16 protein-coding genes are annotated in these 20,898 nt (G+C 64.4%); 7 read left to right on the top strand and 9 right to left on the bottom strand.

What is annotated here, in order from left to right:
- Window positions 1–29: 29 nt before the first annotated feature.
- From glgX to treZ, 5 genes are all read left to right on the top strand, one after another.
- On the top strand, window positions 30–2,150 hold the full coding sequence (gene glgX / locus JGU72_RS00705) for a glycogen debranching protein GlgX (RefSeq protein WP_199681848.1): 2,121 nt from the start codon (window positions 30–32) through the stop codon (window positions 2,148–2,150).
- The gene (treY, locus tag JGU72_RS00710) at window positions 2,147–4,504 is read left to right on the top strand and encodes a malto-oligosyltrehalose synthase (RefSeq protein ID WP_199681849.1); all 2,358 of its coding nucleotides are present in this window, start codon (window positions 2,147–2,149) and stop codon (window positions 4,502–4,504) included. Before glgX ends, treY begins: the two co-directional genes overlap by 4 nt.
- 65 nt (window positions 4,505–4,569) lie before the next feature.
- Window positions 4,570–5,016, top strand: a complete 447-nt coding sequence (locus JGU72_RS00715) for an SRPBCC family protein (RefSeq protein WP_199681850.1) — start codon at window positions 4,570–4,572, stop codon at window positions 5,014–5,016.
- A 43-nt stretch (window positions 5,017–5,059) separates the two neighbouring features.
- On the top strand, window positions 5,060–5,425 hold the full coding sequence (locus JGU72_RS00720) for a hypothetical protein (protein WP_199681851.1): 366 nt from the start codon (window positions 5,060–5,062) through the stop codon (window positions 5,423–5,425).
- Between the two features lie 25 nt (window positions 5,426–5,450).
- A complete protein-coding gene (gene treZ, locus JGU72_RS00725) occupies window positions 5,451–7,199 on the top strand; it encodes a malto-oligosyltrehalose trehalohydrolase (protein ID WP_307828249.1) in 1,749 nt (582 codons plus the stop codon).
- Here treZ and ilvA read toward each other — a convergent pair.
- Window positions 7,187–8,542, bottom strand: coding sequence for a threonine ammonia-lyase IlvA (ilvA, locus tag JGU72_RS00730; protein WP_199681853.1), 1,356 nt, complete (start codon window positions 8,540–8,542; stop codon window positions 7,187–7,189). The two genes, treZ and ilvA, sit on opposite strands and share 13 nt — an antisense overlap.
- 42 nt (window positions 8,543–8,584) lie before the next feature.
- Window positions 8,585–9,019: a nitroreductase family deazaflavin-dependent oxidoreductase gene (locus JGU72_RS00735; RefSeq protein ID WP_199681854.1), complete on the bottom strand. Its 435-nt coding sequence runs from the start codon at window positions 9,017–9,019 to the stop codon at window positions 8,585–8,587.
- Between the two features lie 107 nt (window positions 9,020–9,126).
- Between JGU72_RS00735 and JGU72_RS00740 the strand changes: the two genes are divergently transcribed.
- A complete protein-coding gene (locus JGU72_RS00740; RefSeq protein ID WP_199681855.1) occupies window positions 9,127–9,324 on the top strand; it encodes a hypothetical protein in 198 nt (65 codons plus the stop codon).
- On the opposite strand, the gene dnaE is transcribed toward JGU72_RS00740, so the two are convergent.
- The 3 genes from dnaE to rarD form a co-directional block, all read right to left on the bottom strand.
- On the bottom strand, window positions 9,295–12,831 hold the full coding sequence (gene dnaE / locus JGU72_RS00745; protein WP_199681856.1) for a DNA polymerase III subunit alpha: 3,537 nt from the start codon (window positions 12,829–12,831) through the stop codon (window positions 9,295–9,297). The two genes, JGU72_RS00740 and dnaE, sit on opposite strands and share 30 nt — an antisense overlap.
- Before the next feature lie 106 nt (window positions 12,832–12,937).
- On the bottom strand, window positions 12,938–13,939 hold the full coding sequence (locus JGU72_RS00750; RefSeq protein ID WP_307828250.1) for an SMP-30/gluconolactonase/LRE family protein: 1,002 nt from the start codon (window positions 13,937–13,939) through the stop codon (window positions 12,938–12,940).
- Complete coding sequence (gene rarD, locus JGU72_RS00755) at window positions 13,936–14,856, bottom strand: EamA family transporter RarD (RefSeq protein WP_199681857.1); 921 nt, start codon at window positions 14,854–14,856, stop codon at window positions 13,936–13,938. The genes JGU72_RS00750 and rarD overlap by 4 nt, the downstream gene beginning before the upstream one ends.
- A 63-nt stretch (window positions 14,857–14,919) precedes the next feature.
- Here rarD and JGU72_RS00760 point away from each other — a divergent pair, with 63 nt between their 5' ends.
- Complete coding sequence (locus JGU72_RS00760) at window positions 14,920–17,334, top strand: HAD-IC family P-type ATPase (protein WP_199681858.1); 2,415 nt, start codon at window positions 14,920–14,922, stop codon at window positions 17,332–17,334.
- A gap of 3 nt (window positions 17,335–17,337) precedes the next feature.
- Here the strand turns inward: JGU72_RS00760 and JGU72_RS00765 are convergent, their stop codons facing one another.
- Genes JGU72_RS00765 through lspA form a run of 4 tightly spaced genes read right to left on the bottom strand, consistent with a single transcriptional unit; the run spans window position 17,338 to window position 20,891 of the window.
- Window positions 17,338–18,678 carry a hypothetical protein gene (locus JGU72_RS00765; protein ID WP_199681859.1) on the bottom strand — a complete coding sequence of 447 codons (1,341 nt, stop codon included), beginning with the start codon at window positions 18,676–18,678 and terminating at the stop codon, window positions 17,338–17,340.
- A gap of 37 nt (window positions 18,679–18,715) precedes the next feature.
- Complete coding sequence (locus tag JGU72_RS00770; protein WP_307828251.1) at window positions 18,716–19,387, bottom strand: hypothetical protein; 672 nt, start codon at window positions 19,385–19,387, stop codon at window positions 18,716–18,718.
- Window positions 19,387–20,313: an RluA family pseudouridine synthase gene (locus tag JGU72_RS00775; protein ID WP_199681860.1), complete on the bottom strand. Its 927-nt coding sequence runs from the start codon at window positions 20,311–20,313 to the stop codon at window positions 19,387–19,389. Before JGU72_RS00775 ends, JGU72_RS00770 begins: the two co-directional genes overlap by 1 nt.
- On the bottom strand, window positions 20,310–20,891 hold the full coding sequence (gene lspA, locus JGU72_RS00780; RefSeq protein WP_199681861.1) for a signal peptidase II: 582 nt from the start codon (window positions 20,889–20,891) through the stop codon (window positions 20,310–20,312). The genes JGU72_RS00775 and lspA overlap by 4 nt, the downstream gene beginning before the upstream one ends.
- Window positions 20,892–20,898 lie beyond the last annotated feature (7 nt).

A 20,898-nucleotide genomic window follows, 5' to 3' on the forward strand; every position in this document is an offset into this window, starting at 1 on the left:
GGTACGACGCGCACCGATAGGGTTACGCAATGGTCGCGCCCGACACTTCGAAAACCGAGCCGCCGCCCCCGGCGGTATGGCCCGGAACGGCATACCCGCTCGGTGCTACCTACGACGGAGCCGGCACCAACTTCTCGGTGTTCTCGGAGGTCGCCGAGAAGGTCGAACTGTGCCTTATCGCCAAGGACGGCGTCGAGACCCGAGTACCGGTCGAAGAGGTCGACAGCTTCGTCTGGCACGCCTACCTCCCGTCGGTCGTCCCCGGTCAGCGCTACGGATGGCGAATTCACGGACCCTACGACCCCGACGCAGGCCTCCGGTGCGACCCGAGCAAACTGCTGCTCGACCCGTACGGCAAGGCATTCGACGGTGTCTTCGACGGAGATTCGTCGTTGACCACCTACGGCGAGGACTCGATCCACCACACGATGAGCACCGTCGTCATCAACCCGTTCTTCGACTGGCAGTCCGACAGAGCACCGAAGCGGCCGTATCACGAGACGATCATCTACGAGGCACATGTCAAGGGCCTCACCATGACTCACCCCGGAATCCCTGCCGACCTGCGCGGAACCTATGCGGGACTGGCACATCCGGTGGTCATCGATTATCTGAAGGAGCTGGGAATCACCGCGATCGAGCTGATGCCGGTGCACCAGTTCATGCAGGATCAGACCCTGGTCGATCAGGGGCTGCGCAACTATTGGGGCTACAACTCCTTCGGATTCCTTGCGCCGCACAACGAGTACGCGTCCGCTCGCAAGCCGGGAGCGACCGTGTCCGAGTTCAAGGCGATGGTCCGCGCACTGCACGCCGAAGGTATCGAGGTCATTCTCGACGTCGTCTACAACCACACTGCCGAGGGCAATCACGAAGGTCCGACGATCTGCTTCCGCGGCATCGACAACGCGGCCTACTACCGGTTGGTCGACGGCGACGCCGCGAAGTACATGGACTACACCGGAACCGGCAACAGCCTCAACGTCCGGCACCCACATACGTTGCAGCTCATCATGGATTCGCTCCGATACTGGGTGCTGGAAATGCACGTCGACGGGTTCCGGTTCGACCTCGCGTCGACCTTGGCGCGCGAACTGCACGACGTCGACAAACTGTCCGCGTTCTTCGATCTGGTGCAACAAGATCCGGTGGTAAGCCAGGTGAAGCTGATCGCCGAGCCATGGGACGTCGGCGAGGGCGGGTACCAGGTCGGCAACTTCCCGGGCCTGTGGACCGAATGGAACGGCAAGTACCGCGACACGGTCCGCGACTACTGGCGCGGGGAGCCGGCGACTTTGGGCGAGTTCGCATCTCGGCTGACCGGATCGTCGGATCTCTACGAAGCGACGGGACGCCGGCCGGGTGCAAGCATCAACTTCGTCATTGCACATGACGGGTTCACGCTGCGAGACCTCGTGTCCTACAACGAGAAACACAACGAAGCCAACGGTGAAGACAACAAGGACGGCGAGAGCCACAACCGGTCGTGGAACTGTGGGGTCGAAGGCCCGACAGACGATCCGGAGATTCTGGAACTGCGCGCGCGGCAGAGTCGGAACATCCTGGCGACCCTGATGCTCAGCCAAGGCACCCCGATGCTCGCGCACGGCGACGAGTTCGGGCGCACGCAGAACGGCAACAACAACGTCTACTGCCAGGACTCCCCGCTGGCGTGGATGGACTGGACGATGCTCGAGTCAGGTGCCGACCTCGTCGAGTTCACGCGGAACGTGATCGCACTGCGCCGCAAACACCCGGTGTTCCGGCGGCGCCGATTCTTCGAGGGCAAGCCCATCCGGACCGGTGAACAGTCACGCGATATCGCCTGGCTGACGCCCGCGGGCGAGGAAATGACGCTGGAGGACTGGGACAGCGGATTCGGCAAATCACTTGCCGTGTTCCTCAACGGGAACGGCATTGCGGCGCCGAATCACCGTGGCGAACGCGTACTCGACGATTCCTTCCTGCTGTGTTTCAACGCCTATCACGAAGAACTACGTTTCGAAACGCCGGATTCGGTGTATGCCTCTCAATGGTCGGTCGAATTGGACACGGCCTTGCCGACAGGAAAAGGGACGGGAACCATAGTGGCCGGTGAAGCGGTGAATGTCGCGGGACGCTCGCTGCTGGTGTTGCGGCGGACCGCATGAGCAAGACACCGATCGGTAGCACCTATCGCCTGCAACTGCGCGGCGACGCCTTCACGCTGAGCGACGCACGGCGGTTGGTCGACTACCTCAATCGGCTCGGCGTCACGCACCTGTACCTCTCTCCCGTCCTCACGGCATCACGCGGGTCCACACACGGCTACGACGTCACCGACCCGACGACAGTCTCGACCGAACTGGGCGGGACCCAAGAGTTGCAAGCGCTGTCCGACGAATTGCGCGCGCGGGGTATGGGTTTGGTGATCGACATCGTGCCCAACCACGTCGGCGTCGGCGACCCGACACAGAACGCTTGGTGGTGGGATGTCCTCAAGTTCGGTCGGCAGTCGGCCTTCGCAGACTTCTTCGACATCGACTGGCGAACCGAAAACGGAGTCTGTGGGCGCATTGCGCTCCCCGTGCTCGACGGCGAAAACGATGCGGCAGCGCTGTCGGTCGACCGATCCGGTCCCGAGCCGACGCTCGCGTTCGGTGACCTGCGTTTCCCGATTGCACCCGGCACCGACAAGGGCAATCCACTCGCGATCCACGACCGCCAGGCCTACCGGCTCGTGAACTGGCGCGCCAGGATGTGCACCTATCGGCGGTTCTTCGCCGTCGACAGCCTCGCAGCAATCAGGCAAGAAGATCCGCGCGTGTTCGACGCGACGCATCAGCACATTTCGGCCTGGGTCGAGCACGATCTGATCGACGGCATTCGCGTCGATCATCCGGACGGATTAGCCGATCCCGCAGGCTATCTGGCCCGTCTTCGTCAGGTACTCGGACCGCAGCGCTGGTTGGTGATCGAGAAGATCCTCGCCGACGGTGAACCGCTCGACCCGACGTTGCCGATCGACGGCACAACCGGTTACGACGCGCTCGCCGACCTCGGCGGCGTTTTCCTCGACCGGGACGGTGCGGCCGAGCTGACAAGGCTCTCGACACTGCTCACCGGCGCGGCCGGCGACGCTGCCTGGCTCCACGACGCAGAACGCATGCTGAAAAATGATGTCGCACAGGGGGATCTGTCGGGAGACATCGCCCGCCTCGTCGCGGCAGTCACACGCGAGACGGGCAGCGACTGCGACGTCGAGGCGCTGACTCGCGCCGTCACCGAAGTCATTGCCGCAACGCCCGTCTATCGCAGCGACTACGCGGTGCTGTCGGGAACCATCGGCCGCGTCGTCGGGGACGTCGAGAAGCGGGATCCCGACCTTGCGGGACCGCTCGCCGTGCTCGTTTCGGCGCTGGCCCTTCGTGGTGAGTCCGCGCGACGGCTACAGCAACTGACCGGTGCAGTCACGGCGAAGGGCGTCGAAGACTGCTTGTTCTATCGCACGGCACGCCTCGTCAGCCTGCAGGAGGTCGGCGGCAACCCTGGACGATTCGGCTACTCCCCCAACGAATTCCACCTATCCAACGCCGAACGCGTGCGGCGCTGGCCCCGCTCGATGACGACGCTGTCGACGCACGACACCAAGCGCGGCGAGGATGTGCGGTCGCGGATCAGCGTGCTGTCCCAGGTGCCGAAGCGGTGGTCGTCGAGCGTCGTCCAATGGGAAGAGCTCGCACCGAGCCCCGACCGTGCGACTGGATTGTTCCTGTGGCAGAACATGTTCGGAATCTGGCCGGTCGACGAGCCGGACGCCGGCAAGATACGCGACCGCCTGCACGCCTATGCGGAGAAAGCGATTCGCGAAGCAGGCGTCCACACGAGTTGGGCAGCAGTGGAGCCGGACTTCGAAGACGCGGTGCACGCGTGGATCGACACCGTCGTCGACGGCGCCGTCGGCGAGTCGATCGCCGACCTGGTGAGCGAGCTCGCACCACACGGCTGGGCAATCTCGCTGGGCCAGAAGCTGTTACAGCTCTGCGGTCCCGGCATTCCGGACATCTATCAGGGCACCGAACTGTGGGAGGACACCCTCGTAGATCCCGACAACCGGCGGCTGGTCGATTTCGACATCCGGCGCGAGATGCTCGCTTCGTTGTCTCAAGCGCACGAGGTCGACGAGACCGGCGTGGCCAAAATGTGGGTCGTCGCGCATTCGCTGTGGCTGCGGCGCGAAAGGCCGGACTGCTTCGTCGGCGGTACCTATACGCCCATCTACGCGGCCGGAACTGCTGCCGATCGAATCATCGGCTTCGCCCGTGGACGCGAGGGCGGCGCTTCGGAGGTCATCGCGCTCGCGATTCGGCACACTGCCGCCGTCGCCGAAAATGGCTGGGGCGATACGGTTCTCACCCTCCCGGACGGGGTCTGGACCGACCGACTGGCCAACACGACGTATTCCGGGCAGGTCGCCCCGGACCAACTCTTCGCGCACTTGCCGGTCGCATTGCTCGTTCGCTGACCCACCGTCACCGGGTTGGCGGTTATACACTCTTGCCCGGGGGAAACGACCCTTTAGGAGATTGCATGCCTGGCCAATTCAGCGGTACCGCAGTGGTCGATCGGCCGATCGCCGAAGTCTTCGCCTTTCTCGCCGCGGGGACGAACGATCCGAAGTTCAGCCCGCGCATCCTCGAAATCGTCAAGAAGACCGATGGCCCACCGGGGCTCGGAACCGTGTTCGTCAGTAAGGCAAAGGACGCCGGGCTGAAGAGCGACCGGGAGTTCGAACTCGTCGGATTCGAGGCTCCGACAACGATTCGCTGGTCGGAACGGTCCAAGAACAACATCACCGTCCCCGAGGGCGGTTACGACCTCGAGGAGATCAGTCCGACCCAGACCCGGGTCACGATCTTCAACTCGTTCGCTGGTCACGGTGTCGGCAAATTGCTCGTCGGGTTCGCGCGCAAGGCCGCCGCGAAGGATGCTCCCGCATTCGCCGAACGGATCAAGAAGGCGGTCGAAGCGGAGTAGAAAGCGACGTTTGCCCACCGCGCCGACCGGGTATGGCTGCCCGGTGAGTACTCCCTACGGCGCGGTGGACAGCCGTCGAAGAACCGCCCGAAATGCGCAGATCTACACGATCACCGTAGTCACGCTCGCCATCCTCGCGTTGCTGGTCACCGTCGGACTGGTCGCTGGCGCGGGTGGCGAATGCGGTACCGACGAAACATATTTCGAGTGCCACGAAACTGCGCGCTACGTCGTGACCCTTGTGCCGACCTCGTTGTTCCTGCTCGGCGCACTCGGCGCGTTCGTCCGCACGTACCAGGTGTGGCGCCACAAGAACGAGTGGCGGATGTGGCATGCCGCAGGTTGGGCGTTGTTCGTTGCGATGCTGATCTACATCGGCGTCGCCGGATCGTTCCTCGCGATGGATTAGCGGCGGATAGGGCATGCTGGGCAACGTGAGTTCCACGCATCTGTTCGAGGTATGGGCGCCGAATCCGAAAGACGTTCGACTGTCGGTGGACGGCGAACTGCACGCTATGACGAGGGCTGCCGGAGGCTGGTGGCGCGCGGAGGTCGAGGCGCGACCGGATGCGCGTTACGGGTTCGTGCTCGATGACGACGACACCGTGCTCCCGGACCCACGATCGCCACGACAACCCGACGGCGTTCACGAACCGTCGCAATTACACGCGCTCGACACGAGCGCATGGACCGATTCGGGCTGGACCGGCCGACAACTCGCCGGTGGCGTCGTCTACGAGTTGCACATCGGGACTTTCACCTCCGCAGGCACTTTCGACGCTGCGATCGAACGGCTCGACTACCTCGTCGACCTCGGCGTGACGTTCGTCGAGGTGATGCCGGTCAACGCGTTCAACGGCACGCACAACTGGGGCTACGACGGCGTGCTCTGGTACGCGGTGCACGAGCCCTACGGCGGACCGGACGGACTGCAACGATTCGTCGACGCCTGCCACGCGCGGGGCTTGGCAGTCGTCCTCGACGTCGTCTACAACCATCTCGGCCCGTCCGGCAACTACCTCCCCCGCTTCGGCACCTACCTGGCCGAAGGTGCCAACACCTGGGGGCGAACGATCAACGTCGCCGGAAACGGGTCGGGCGAGGTCCGCCGCTACATCATCCAGAATGCGCTGCGCTGGTTTCGCGAATTTCACATCGATGCTTTGCGTTTGGATGCCGTCCACGCGCTCGCCGATCACACGGCGGTGCACGTGCTCGAGGAGTTGGCGGTCGAATCGCTCCGACTGGCCACTCATCTGCGCCGTCCGCTGACCCTGATCGCAGAGAGCGATCTGAACGATCAGAAGCTGATCTCACCACGGTCCGCCGGCGGGTACGGTCTGCAGGCTCAATGGGACGACGACGTGCACCATGCGGTCCACGCAGCGGTTTCCGGCGAGCGGCAAGGCTACTACGGAGACTTCGGTTCGCTGTCCTGTCTTGCGCACACCTTCACACACGGCTTCTTTCACGACGGCAGCTACTCGAGTTTCCGCGGCCGACTGCACGGTCGACCGATAGACGTCCGCCGAATCCCCGCGAGTTCGCTCCTGGCTTACACATGCACGCACGACCAGATCGGCAACCGGGCGATCGGCGATCGGCCCGGAACATATCTCGGCACAGGACAATTGGCGGTGAAGGCAGCGCTCGTGCTGACGTCGCCGTTCACCCCCATGCTGTTCATGGGCGAAGAATGGGGCGCATCGACGCCGTTTCAGTTCTTCACGTCGCATCCGGAACCCGAGCTGGCGATAGCTACGGCAGAAGGCCGCAAAGCCGAGTTCGAGTCACACGGCTGGGATAGCGAAGATATCCCCGACCCGCAGGATCCGGAGACCTTCACCCGGTCGAAACTCCAATGGGCAGAGACCGATTCCGAACAGCACGCGCGGCTGCTCGACTGCTACCGCGCGCTGCTGCGGTTCCGTCGCGATCAACCCGACATCACGGATCCGTGGCTGTCCGGGGTGAGCGCCGACTACGACGAGGACGAGCGCTGGATCGTCGTGCGGCGCGGGCGTTTTCGCATCGCGTGCAATCTCGGCCCGGACGCAGTGGTCGTTCCGGTCGGCGGCGAGCCGGTGCTGTGGTGGGACACACCGACGCCGAACGAAACCGGTGCTGCAACAACGATTCCTGGGCACTCGTTCGCGGTGCTCGACACAGGTCAGGTCAGATAGCGGTATGCGGGCGAACCCGGTTCGAGTTGTTCGCACTGAATCCGCGACACCTTCATCCGCTCGAGCAAACCACTGAGTCCGTCGGCCGAGCCGAGTTCGACACCGACGAGGGCCGCACCGGTTTCCCTGTTGTTGCGCTTGACGTACTCGAACAGGGTGATGTCATCGTCGGGTCCGAGCACTCGGTCGAGGAAGCTGCGCAGCGCACCGGGTTCCTGCGGAAAGTCGACGAGGAAGTAGTGCTTGAGGCCGAGGTGAACGAGCGACCGTTCCAAGATCTCGCCGTAGCGCGAAACATCGTTGTTTCCGCCTGAGATGAGGCACACGACCGTCGATCCCGGCGCCAGATGCACACTCGGCAGCGCGGCCACGGACAGCGCGCCGGCGGGCTCAGCGATGATGCCTTCGTTCTGATAGAGCTCGAGCATCGCGGTGCAGATCGCACCTTCGTCGATGTGCATCATCGCGAACTCGCCCTTGTCGATCTTCGACTCGGTGGAAAAGACCAGTGGCAGCGATCCGTGCGACATCGCCCGCGCGCCGAGTCGGGTCAGCGCTGCGAACGGTACGTCACCGATGCGCCGGACTGCGGCGCCGTCGACGAACGGGTCGATCTCCGGCAAGGTCACCGGCCCGCCCGCAACGAGGGCTGCCGTCATGGATGCCGCGCCCGCCGGTTCCACGCCGACGATCGTGGCTCGCGGGGCGCGCTCGTGCAGGTACGTCGCGACGCCCGCAATACAACCGCCGCCGCCGACCGGAACGATCACGGTGTCGGGCGACTCGTCGAGTTGCGCAAGAATTTCTGCGGCGATCGTGCCCTGCCCGGCCGCAGTCCGGACGTCGTCGAACGGCGGCACCATCGTCGCGCCGGTGCGGGCAACGTCGTCGGCCGCGGCCGCCGCCGCGGCGTCATAGGTTGTGCCGACTGCGATCAGCTCGACGAACTCCTGACCGTGAACCTTGATCCGGTCGCGCTTCTGCTTCGGCGTGTTGGTCGGCACGTAGATCCGCCCGACGATCCCCATAGCGCGGCACGCAAACGCGACACCTTGCGCGTGATTGCCGGCACTCGCAGCGACGACGCCGGCTGCACGCTCAGCGGCGGTGAGTTGCACGATCAGGTTGTAGGCCCCGCGGAGCTTGTAGGACCGCACAACTTGCAGGTCTTCGCGCTTCAGGTAGACGTTTGCACCCGTCGCTGCCGACAGCCGGTCGCTGCGCTGCAGCGGGGTCGCGGCAATCACGTCACCAATTCGCTTGGCGGCAGCATCGATATCGTCCGCGGTCAGCGCGGCGAGAGAATCGTGCAGGTCAGCGACGTGATGCGAAGAAGAGGACACCGCCCAATGCTGCCACCCCAGGGGTGTGTCCGGTCAACTGGGTTACCGCGGTGTCAATACGAAGACCGGGATCTCGCGGGTCGTCTTCTTCTGGTAATTGGCGTAATCAGGCCAGACGGCCACAGAACGCGTCCACCACTGCGCCTTCTCGGCACCATGCACTTCGCGCGCGATGTACTCACGTTTGGTCTTGCCGTCCTGAAGTTCGACGATGGGGTGAGCGACGACGTTGTGATACCAGACGGGATGCTTGGGCGCCCCACCGAGCGAGGCCACCACGGCGTATTCGCCATCATGCTCGACTCGCATCAACGGCGTTTTACGCAGGGCGCCCGATTTCGCGCCTTTGGTCGTGAGCACGATGATCGGAACACCTTTCATCGTGTTCGCTTCGGTGCCGTTCGTGGCTTCGAAGCGCTCGACCTGCTCACGTGCAAAGTCGCTCGGGCTGGGGACGTATTCTCCGATCAAGGCCATATCGTTAGCAACGACACCGAATGCGACATGATTCCCGCCTCGTGCATCGGGTCACCAATGTGGAATGTTCGGTAGACCGAATTCTGTGTTCCGTATACCCTGAACACATGGCTGTTGTGGACATCGCCGGTACTGCCTGGCCCGTCTTCAAACTCGAGGCCGTCGCCCTCGGCTCGATCGTCTTTCTGCTTGCTCTGCTCCTCGGATCGATGCAGGTCGCGGTACTGGCCGGCGCCACAGTCTGTGCTGCGTTCTGGGTCGCCGGTACCCTCCGCTCAGACCGTCAGGCACGCGGGGCCCAGTAGGGCCTTCAAATCTCCCATCAGCGCGGACGACGGGGTTACCCGCAAGCTGTCGTCCAGCTTGTACATCGTCGTCTTGCTGTTGCTGATCAGCCGCACGTGCACGTCGGCGGTTCCCGGGTGACTCGCGAGAATTTTCTTCAGCGCCCTCACCTTGTCCTCGGTGCACACACGGGTCGGAATACTGACCGCCACGGGCTTCGCCACGCCTACAGCCGAAAGATCGGGAACGGCAAGATCGTTCGCGATCAGCGAAACCCGGTCGTCGCGAACCGACACGCGAGCTTTCACCAACACAACCGTGTCCTCGGTGATGTCCATCCCGTACACCGAGTAGGCCTGCGGGAAGAAGAGCACCTCGATGCTGCCCACCAAATCTTCGATCTGAGCAGAGGCCCACGTCAGACCGTTCTTGTTGATGCGGCGGTTGACGGACGCGAGGATTCCGCCGACGACGACCTGCGCGCCGTCCTTGATGTCGCCTTCCAGGATCGCGGGGATCTGGGTATCTGCCTGCGCGGCCAGCACATGCTCGATGCCGTTGAGCGGATGCCCGGACACGTAGAGGCCGAGCATCTCGCGTTCCAGCGCCAGCTTGTGCTTGGGCTCCCACTCCTCCTCCGGGACCCTGACGTTGAACACGGAGTTGATCGACTCGTCGGCATCGGCACCGCCGAAGAGATCGAACTGCCCGATCGCCTCGGCTTTCTTCGTGCTCATGACCGAGTCGATGGCATCGCTGTGAATCAGGAGCAGTCCCTTGCGCGGATGCCCGAGTGAATCGAAGCCACCAGCCTTGATCAGCGATTCCGTGACTTTCTTGCTGCACGCGATCGCATCGATCTTGTTGAGGTAATCGGAGAAGTCGGTGAACTTGGACTTGTCCTTGCGAGCCTGGATGATCGAGGCGACGACGTTCGAACCCACGTTGCGAACCGCACCGAGCCCGAACCGGATGTCGGTGCCGACCGAGGCGAAGTTGAGTTCCGACTCGTTCACATCCGGCGGCAGCACCGTGATGCCGAGTCGCCGGCAGTCTGCGAGATAGACCGCCGCCTTGTCCTTGTCGTCGCCGACACTGGTCAGCAGCCCGGCCATGTACTCGCCCGGGTAGTTCGCCTTGAGGTAGGCCGTCCAGAAGGACACCAGGCCGTACCCGGCAGCGTGCGACTTGTTGAACGCATACCCGGCGAACGGAAGGATGGTGTCCCACAACGCCTTCACCGCAGCCTCGGAGAAACCGTTGGTCATCATGCCTGCGTGGAAGCCCTTGTACTCGGCTTCGAGGACCTCGAGCTTCTTCTTACCCATGGCCTTGCGGAGCGCGTCGGCCTTGCCCATCGAGTAGCCGGCGACCTTCTGGGCGATGAACATGATCTGCTCTTGGTAGACGATGAGGCCGTACGTCTCCGAGAGGATGTCCTTGAGTGGCTCTTCGAGTTCGGGATGGATCGGTGTGATCGGCTGGCGGTTGTTCTTGCGGTCCGCGTAGTCGTTGTGCGCGTTCATGCCCATCGGGCCCGGGCGGTACAGCGCAAGCACGGCCACGATGTCGTTGAAGCCGGTCGGCTGCATGCGGCGCAGGAGGTCGCGCATCGGTCCGCCGTCGAGCTGGAACACACCGAGAGTGTCTCCGCGCGAAAGCAATTCGTAGGTCGCCGGATCTTCCAGCGGCAGTGTGTCGAGATCGATCTCGACACCCCGGTTGGTCTTGATGTTGTCGATCGCGTCACCGATGACGGTGAGGTTGCGCAGACCCAGGAAGTCCATCTTCAGCAGGCCGATGGCCTCGCATGACGGGTAGTCCCAGCCGGTGATGATCGCGCCGTCCTGCGCTCGCTTCCATACCGGAATCGCGTCCATCAGGGGCTCGGAGGACATGATGACCGCGCAGGCGTGGACGCCCGCGTTGCGAATCAGGCCTTCCAGGCCGCGAGCCGTCTTGTAGATCTTCGCGACGTCCGGATTGGAATCGATGAGCGCCCGGACCTCGACGGCTTCCTTGTACCGCTCGTGACTCGGATCGGTGATACCCGAAACCGAGATGTCCTTCGCCATGATCGGCGGCGGAAGCGCCTTCGTGATCTGGTCGGCGATCGCGAAGCCCGGCTGGCCGAACTGCACTCGCGCGGAGTCCTTGATCGCGGCCTTCGTCTTGATGGTGCCGAACGTGATGACCTGCGCGACCCGGTCGCTACCCCACTTCTCGGTCGCGTAGCGGACCATCTCACCGCGGCGGCGATCGTCGAAGTCGATATCGATATCGGGTGCGGACGGACGTTCCGGGTTCAGGAAGCGCTCGAACAGCAGGCCGTGCGGAATCGGGTCGATGTTGGTGATACCCAGCGCGTATGCGACGAGCGAGCCAGCGGCGGAGCCACGACCCGGACCGACCCGGATGCCGACCTCCTTCGCGTGCGACACGAGGTCGCCGACCACGAGGAAGTATGCGGGGAAACCCTTTTGCTTGATGACGTCGAGTTCGAAGTAGGCGCGCGTGTAGTAGTCGTCCGGCACGCCGTCGGGGAACCGGCGCTCCAGCCCGCGGTCGACCTCCTTGCGCAGCCACGAATCCTGGTCCTCGCCGGCCGGAACCGGGAACACCGGCATGCGATCGCGATGCTCCCACACGTCGGCGTAGGACTCGACGCGCTCGGCGATCAGCAACGACGAATCGCACGCGCCGGGTACCTGGTCGTCCCAGATGGCGCGCATCTCGGCAGCCGACTTCAAGTAGTAGCCGTCGCCGTCGAACTTGAAGCGGGTCGGGTCGGACAGGGTCTTACCGGTCTGGATACAGAGCAACGCCTCGTGGTTCTCGGCAGCGTCTTTGGTGACGTAGTGACAATCGTTCGTCGCGAGCGGCGCGATGTCGAGCGTCTTGCCGATGTCGAGCAGGCCCTCGCGCACGCGGCGTTCGATCGAGAGCCCGTGATCCATGACCTCGAGGAAGAAGTTCTCCTTGCCGAAGATCTCCTGCCATTTCGCAGCGGCCTCGAGCGCCTCCCGGTCGTGGCCGAGCCGCAACCGCGTCTGGACCTCGCCGGACGGGCACCCCGTCGTCGCGATGATGCCCTCTGCGTACTGCGCGATGATCTCCTCGTCCATGCGGGCCCACTTGCCCAACTGGCCTTCGAGCGACGCGAGCGAGGACAACTTGAACAGGTTGCGCAGGCCCGTGGCATTCCGCGCGACCATCGTCATGTGCGTGTAGGAGCCGCTACCGGAGACGTCGTCGGACTTCTGGCTGCGATCGCCCCACAAGACGCGTTTCGTTTCGAAACGCGACGCCGGCGCGATGTAGGCCTCGATCCCGATGATCGGCTTGATGCCGTGCTTGACCGCCGAGTTGTAGAACTCCGACGCGCCGTACATGTTGCCGTGGTCGGTCATGCCGACAGCGTCCATTCCGAGCCGCTGCGCCTCCTTGAACAGGGGCGAGATCTTGGCCGCACCATCGAGCATCGAGTACTCGGTGTGATTGTGCAGGTGGACGAACGAGTCAGCCACGGTTTCCTCTCGACGGCGGAAGTTCACTGAGCATAGGCGTTGGCACCGACACGAATTGGAGGCTCGCGGCGCAGTGACAACTGTGACAGAAGTGGTTGCGAACGGGCTACTTCACGCTGAAGGTCGCGACCGCGCTTTCTTCGAGACTGCCGAGGTAGAAGACCCCATCGCGCTCACAGACGCTCGTCACCATGGAGTAGGACTCACCTGGTTGCTGGAGGTCGCGCACGATGTTGCCATCGTTGTCGAGGCCGACGATCCACACAGTTCGCGCAGGCTTGGGTTGCGTCCAATCCGGCAGCATCCACAAGATCTTGCGGATGACTCCGGGCAGCGGCAGCAGTTTGTCGAGCACCGCATTGCGCGGTGCGCAGAGCGACACCCAGAACAGACCGTCGCTGCCCAGAGCCATGTTGTCGGGGCCGCCCGGGAGGTTGTCGACGAAGACTTCGCTTTCGCCGGCACGCGGACCCGTGAGCCACACGCGCGTCAAGCGGTACGCACCCGACTCGACCACGAGGATGAACGACTCGTCGGCCGACAGCGCGATCCCGTTTGCAAACTGCACATTGTCGAGCAGCGTCTCGAGTTGCCCGTCGGTGGTGAGCCGGAACAATCGTCCGCTCGCTTCGTGCTCGACGACCGACGCTTTCCACTCCTCGATCGGGTAGTGCCGCGTCGACGCGCTGAAGTAGACGGTGCCATCGCGCGCGACGACCACGTTGCTCGCGAAATTCAGGGGTACGTCGTCGACCTCGCCGACCAGAACGTCCGCGCTTCCGGTTTCGGGATTCACCGTCAGCAAGCCGCGTACGGAGTCGCAGACGAGCAGGGAGCCGTCGGGGCGGACCTTCATTCCCAACGGGCGGCCGCCCGTGTTCGCCAGTTCCTCGATCGTGTCGGCTGCCGGGTCGAGTCGGAAGATGCGGCCGTCCGCGGTCCCGGTCAGCACGCGACCTTCGGCGTCGAAGGTCACGTCCTCCGGCCCCGCGGCGGGCAACTCGATTCGCCGGATCGGCGGCATCGGCGGCCTGCTGCTCGTCTCGCGTGCTCGCGGGGTCGCGGCCGGTGGCTGCCAGACGACCGGGTTCATCTTTCGCGTACTCACCTTGCTACCTCGCCTTTCGCTGCACTGCCGCTGCGTCGCCGAACTCTGCGGACCATATCCGTTGTGAAGACCGCCAGCGCAAACCAGATCAAGACGAACCCGATCCAGCGCGACGCCGGCATGTCCTCGTGCACGATCGCGACGCCCCACGCCATCTGCAACGCCGGCGTCAAATACTGGATGATGCCCATCGTGACCAGCGGAAGTCGTTGCGCGGCAGCACCGAACAACAAAAGCGGGAGCGTCGTGATCGGTCCGCAGGCCAGCAGCAGCAGCGTCCGGCCCGTGCCGTCGGCCACGAACGAACCATCGCCCGTTGCGCCGATCGCCGCCAGGTAGACGAGCGCCACCGGCACCGCAACCAGTCCCTCGGCCGTCAAACTGCGCAGCGGGTCGAGCGGGACGACCTTCTTGACCAGACCGTACGTCGCGAACGAACACGCCAGCGTGAGTGCGATCCACGGCGGCCTGCCGTAGTCGACCGTCAGGACCACGACCGCGGTGACCGCGAGCCCGATTGCGGCGAACTGCGCCCTGTTCAGGCGTTCCCGGAAGATCACCACGCCGAGAAGCACGCTCACCAGCGGATTGATGAAGTAACCGAGCGCGCATTGCACGACCTGATCGGTCGTGACGCCGTAGACGTAGACACCCCAGTTGATCGAGATCGCGGCCGACGCCGCGGCGACCAGCAGCCAGGTGCGCAAGCCCATTCCGCGTAGTCCGCGTAGCCGCCCGGCGACGGACATCACGACCAACATGACTGCCAACGTCCACACCACCCGATGCGCGAGCACCTCGAGCGGACCGGCGAAGTCGAGCAATCCGAAGAATGCGGGAAACAGCCCCCACAGCAGAAAGGCGCCCGCGCCGAACCCGAGGCCGGCAGGAGCCGGTGCCCGCTCGGTCTGGTTCACGGGTCGACAGTAGCGATCCGGTCCCGGCACCTTTTGTCAGCGGTTGCGCCTACGCTCTGGAGCATGTCGATCGACACCCACCCGCGCGTCACCGGGCTCACTGCTGCAGAGGTCGACCAGCGACGAAAGGACGGACTGACCAACGACGTCCCGGATCGGGCGAGTCGTTCGGTCAAGGACATCGTTCGCGCCAACGTGCTCACGCGTATCAACGCGATCCTGGGTGTGCTGTTCGTTCTCGTGCTGCTGACCGGCTCGATCGTCGACGGCATGTTCGGACTGCTCATCGTCGCGAACAGTGGCATCGGCATGATCCAGGAGATCCGCGCGAAGCGAACGCTCGACAAGCTGGCAATCGTGAGCCAGGCGAAGCCGGTGGTGCGGCGGGACGGCGTGGCGAACGCGGTCGCACCGAAGGAGGTCGTGCTCGACGACGTGATCGAACTCGGCCCGGGTGACCAGATCGTCGTCGACGGCGGCGTCATCGAGTCGGCCAACCTCGAGGTCGACGAGTCGCTGCTGACCGGCGAGGCCGACGCGGTGCTGAAAGAGCCTGGTGCCGAAGTCCTTTCCGGCAGCTACGTGGTTGCGGGCAGCGGTGCGTACCGGGCGACGAAGGTCGGCGCGGATGCCTACGCGGCCAAGTTGGCGCAAGAGGCCAGCAAGTTCACGCTGGTCCACTCGGATCTGCAGAGCGGCATCAACAGCATCCTGAAGTTCATCACCTACCTGATGGTTCCGGCCGGTTTGCTGATCGTCTACAACCAGCTGTTCTCGAGCGGGCAGTCGTGGCGGCCCGCGATCAACGGCATGGTTGCCGCGCTCGTGCCCATGGTCCCCGAGGGCCTCGTGCTGATGACCTCGATCGCTTTTGCGGTCGGCGTGGTCCGCCTGGGCAAACGGCAATGCCTGGTGCAGGAACTTCCCGCGATCGAAGGTCTGGCGCGCGTCGACGTCGTCTGCGCCGACAAGACCGGCACGCTCACCGAGAACGGCATGCGGCTGTCCGAGCTGAAATTGGCCGACCCGGCCACCGATCCGCTCCCCTTGCAGCAGGCGATCGCAGCGATGGCAGCCGACGATCCCAGACCGAATGCGAGCGTGCAGGCGCTCGGCGAAGCGTTCCCGGAGAGCCCCGGCTGGGAACAGACTGCGGTCGCGCCGTTCTCGTCGGCGAAGAAATGGAGCGGGCTCTCCTACGGCGCGAACGGGAACTGGCTCCTCGGTGCACCCGACGTCCTGCTCGACCCGCAATCCGACATCGCGCGTGACGCCGAGGAGATCGGTTCGGCGGGACTTCGTGTGCTGCTGCTCGGCAGCAGCGACCGGTCCGTCGACGCGCCGGACGCGCCGGGCGTGGTCACTCCGGAGGCGTTGGTCGTCCTCGAACAACGAGTGCGCCCCGATGCGCGATCGACTCTCGAATACTTTGCCAGCCAGAAGGTTTCGGTAAAGGTCATCTCCGGTGACAACGCAGTCTCGGTCGGCGCGGTCGCAGGGTCGCTCGGACTGCCGGGCGGCGACCGCCCGATCGATGCACGCAACCTACCGTCCGAACAGGAATTGCTCGCCGACGTCCTGGACGGCTCGACGACGTTCGGCCGTGTTCGTCCCGATCAGAAGCGCGAGATGGTCGGCGCGTTGCAATCGCGCGGGCATACGGTCGCGATGACCGGCGACGGCGTCAACGACGTCCTCGCACTCAAGGACGCGGACATCGGCGTCTCGATGGGTAGCGGCAGTCCCGCAACCCGCGCCGTTGCTCAGATCGTGTTGCTGGACAACAAATTCGCGACGCTGCCGTACGTGGTCGGCGAGGGCCGCCGCGTCATCGGCAACATCGAACGGGTCTCCAACCTGTTCCTCACGAAAACCGTCTACTCGGTGCTGCTCGCATTCTTGATCGGTATCGCCGGCGTGCTTTCGCAGGTGTTCGGATTCGACCCGATTCCCTATCCGTTCCTGCCGCGCCACGTCACCATCGCGGCCTGGTTCACCATCGGCATTCCCGCGTTCATTCTGTCGCTCGCACCGAACAACGAGCGCGCCCGGACCGGGTTCGTGCCCCGGGTGATGCGCCTCGCGATCCCCTCGGGTCTCGTCATCGGCATCGCGACGTTCGTGTCGTACCTCATTGCCTACGCGGGTCCGAATGCGACTGACGAACAGGTCATCCAGGCCGGCACCGCCGCATTGATCACGCTGATCATGATCGCCGTCTGGGTGCTGGCAATCGTCGCCCGCCCGTACGTCTGGTGGAAGGTGCTGCTCGTCGCCGGCTCGGTCGTCGGGTACCTGGTGCTCTTCGGCCTGCCGGTCACGCGCGAGTTCTTCCGGCTCGATCCGACGAACGTCGACGTCACCGTCGCGGCGATCATCTGCGGTGCGATCGGCATCGTGCTGGTGGAGATCGCCTGGTGGGTCGGAGCGCGCGTCAGCAATGCGAAAGAGGAAGACGAGATAGCGGCGGCTGCTTAGCGACTACCGGGGCGGCATAGTCGGCCACACTCCGGTCCGCTCCGCGACGTCGTAGCGGCGCAACATGTTCATCTCGGAATCGTGCTCCCGCTTGACCTCTGGCGACATGGCCGTGGCCGCCTGCCATTCACGGAAGACCATGTTCACGAAGAACAGGCACATGACCACGCTCGTCACCGTCGAACGAGCGAAGACCTCCAACGTCGTCTGCAGTATCTGCAGATACGTGAACAATGCCGTGCCTGCGTTCGTGTCACCACTGCTGCCGATGACGGCGACACCGTCGACCTCGCCGGTGAACACGAACACGAAGACGAAGACGATGCCCAGCGCCGTGGCCGCGCCGCCGATCCACGCTGCGCGGGCAAGCTTGCCCTGCGCGTCGCGTACCGACAGTGGTCGCGTGAATGTCTTTCTGAAGTAGACGAAGACCCACGGTGCCGCGGCAAGACATGCGACGCCGACGAGTAGCACGCCGTTACCGATGATCTGCTCGAACAACACGAAGACAATGATGGTGATCATCGAATAGAACGGCGCGACCGTCACGAGGAACCAACCCGGTAGCGAAGCCGACGGGAAGAGACTCTTCGCGCGCACGGCACCCTTCAGAACACCGCCCGCGACCGAGATCAGTACCGGTAGCAGCGTGACCGCGTACTGCACCGCGTAGACGACCCGAAGCCCGAACAGCTCTGTCGAAATCTCCTCGGGGGTAAAGCCGGCCGCTTCCATTCGATCCCGCAGGACGACGAGATCGATGACCCAGTCGATCGGAATCAGAGCCGCAAGCAGTGGAATCGCGATGGATCCGAACCAGCAGACCACGAGTGTCTTCGACGGCCGACGCACGTCTGTCCACTGCAACAGGACGATCAGCATCCCGATCGGAATGAACATGAGCCCGATCGTCGGGAGCCATTGGAAGAAGATGCCGAAGCCGGTGTACAGCGACCCACCGCCCGGACCGTCGACGCGCGCATTCGAAATCCTGCGTGCCGCATCGACTATCGACAAAACGACGCTGAGGGTGAGAATCGGCAGCACGACCAGCAACGTGCTGCGCCGCCAGGCGAGCAGGCCTTGCAATCGTCCTTCCAGGACGCCCGCGCCGTTCAGTTGCTGTTGCTCGCGCGGCGAAACCTCGACGCCGCGCACGTCCCAGTCGAACGCGCGCTTCACGTGGTTGACCAAGCCCGGACCGGGTGGCTGCACAGGTTGCACTGGCGGCGGTAGGTACTGACCCTGCCACGGTTGCTGCCCGTACGGGGGTTGCTGCCCGTACGGTGGCTGCTGCCCGAACGGGGGTCCCTGCCCGTAAGGCGGCTGCTGCGGCGGCGCCATGTCTGCCTCCTCGAAAGCAGCCAGTATTTCACGCGAACTACGCCGCTGGTACGGCTCCGTCGTCAGGCAGCGGCAAGACCACCTCCGTCTGCTCGGGCAACAGCGGTACCAGCGCATATGCACCGGCTATCGCATCGGCAGGCAACGCCTCGACAGCCCGGACACCTTCGCGCGCAGCGATTTCCGTGAGCTTCGACGGTGTCGCCCGAACGGTGACCCCTACGACGCAGGCGCAGCCCGCGGCCAGACGCTGCGCCGAGACGTCGTCGACGCGCTGCTGGCGCTCCGGCCCGCTGCGACCCGCGAATCGGTTGAGTTCTGCCGCAGCAATTTCCGACGAATCGAGCACAGCCTCTCGGCTGTCGCCCACCTGGATCACGACGAGCCTCGTCGCGACGTCCGGAATCGGGACCTGGAAGAGCACCTCCCCGATCCTTACCCCGCCGAGCATGTCGTAGGCCTGTGCCGGCGCGACCTCGGTGTCGAAGGAGACCAGCGCGATACGCGACTGCTCACTGCCGGTCAACGACGCCTGAGCCCGCTCGAGATAGGTCGATACACGCTCGCCCTGCTCAGGACCGAGACGGTCCGTGCTCACACGCGACTTGCCGGGCGTATCGATGAGGCCCGCAAACACGACGAGCAGAACGACGCCGACCACACCCAGGAACAGCAGCAGCTGACGCCGAAAACTCGCGCCCTCGTCCACTAGACGTTCCGGAGCACGTCGAGAGCGTGTTGCAGATCAGCGGGGTAGTCGCTCGTGATCTCCATCCAGCGCCCATCGGCGGGATGCGCGAAGCCGAGCGAACGCGCATGCAGCCATTGCCTTTCCAGCCCGAGGCGCTGCGCAAGCCGTGGATCGGCGCCATAGGTGAGGTCGCCGCAGCATGGATGCCGGATCGCCGAGAAATGCACTCTGATCTGGTGTGTGCGACCCGTTTCCAGATGAATGTCGAGCAGGCTCGCGGCCTGGAACGCCTCGACGGTGTCGTAGTGCGTCACGCTCGGTTTGCCGTCCGACGTGACCGTGAACTTCCAGTCGTTGCCGCGACTCCGGCCGATCGGCGCGTCGATCGTGCCGCTGCTCGGATCCGGATGTCCCTGCACCAACGCGTGGTATCGCTTGTCGATCGTTCGTTCCTTGAAGGCCCGCTTCAACACCGTGTACGCGCGCTCCGACACGGCGACCACCATCACACCGGACGTACCGACGTCGAGGCGTTGCACGATCCCCTGCCGCTCGTGGGCACCGGACGTGGAAATCCGGAACCCGGCTGCGACGAGCCCGCCGATGACCGTCGGACCGGTCCAGCCGACACCGGTGTGCGCCGCGACGCCGACCGGCTTGTTGACGGCGACGACATCCTCGTCTGCGTAGAGGATCTCGAGCCCCTCCACCGGCTCGGCTTCGATCGTCAACTCTCGTTTCGGCGCGGGCAACTCGACCTCGAGCCACGTTCCGCCGCCCAGCTTGTCCGACTTGTGCACCGCGACGCCGTCGACGAGTACAGCGCCCTCCTCGGTGAGCGTCGCGACCGTCGTCCGTGACAATCCGAGCAGGCGGGCGAGACCGGCGTCGACACGCATCCCGTCCAGGCCGTCCGGCACGGGCATGGACCGACTTTCCCTCACTTTTCGGAATCCCCCGTCTTCCGGGTGCCGTCAGGCTCGAACCCGAACAGGGTCAGAACGACGAGCAGAATCGCGCCGCACACGATGTTCGAGTCGGCGACGTTGAACGTCGGCCACCAACCCACGGAAACGAAATCGACGACCATGCCGCGCATCGGGCCGGGCTCGCGGAAGAAACGGTCGATCAGGTTGCCGAGCGCGCCACCGAGGACCATGCCGAGACCGATCGCCCACCAGAGCGAGCGCAGGGTGCTGCCGATCCGGATCACACCGATGACGACGCAGACCGCCACGATCGTCAGCAACCACGTCATGCCCGTCGCCATGGAAAACGCCGCGCCGGGGTTGCGAACGAGTGAGAGTGTGACCACATCGCCGATGACCTCGACGGGATTGCCTTCATCGACATATGCGACGACCAGCACCTTCGTGATCACGTCGAACACCAGCACAACCGCAGCTATCGACAGTAGGGTCCACAACCGAAGTGGGCGGTCGGCGAGGTCCGCCGCGGCAGTTTCGGGGTCGTCCGGGCTTGCGGTCGGAACATCTTCGCCTGTGTGTCGATCGTCTTTCACCAGGCCA

The sequence above is a fragment of the Antrihabitans auranticaus genome, assembly GCF_016481275.1.
Lineage (GTDB): Bacteria > Actinomycetota > Actinomycetes > Mycobacteriales > Mycobacteriaceae > Antrihabitans.

Bases quoted from the DNA above. Each gene is read 5' to 3' on its own strand.
- JGU72_RS00765 (WP_199681859.1), bottom strand. From the start codon at position 18,678: ATGGCGCCGCCGCAGCAGCCGCCTTACGGGCAGGGACCCCCGTTCGGG.
- JGU72_RS00740 (WP_199681855.1), top strand. From the start codon at position 9,127: ATGGCTGTTGTGGACATCGCCGGTACTGCCTGGCCCGTCTTCAAACTC.
- JGU72_RS00760 (WP_199681858.1), top strand. From the start codon at position 14,920: ATGTCGATCGACACCCACCCGCGCGTCACCGGGCTCACTGCTGCAGAG.
- JGU72_RS00735 (WP_199681854.1), bottom strand. From the start codon at position 9,019: ATGGCCTTGATCGGAGAATACGTCCCCAGCCCGAGCGACTTTGCACGT.
- glgX (WP_199681848.1), top strand. From the start codon at position 30: ATGGTCGCGCCCGACACTTCGAAAACCGAGCCGCCGCCCCCGGCGGTA.
- JGU72_RS00715 (WP_199681850.1), top strand. From the start codon at position 4,570: ATGCCTGGCCAATTCAGCGGTACCGCAGTGGTCGATCGGCCGATCGCC.
- treY (WP_199681849.1), top strand. From the start codon at position 2,147: ATGAGCAAGACACCGATCGGTAGCACCTATCGCCTGCAACTGCGCGGC.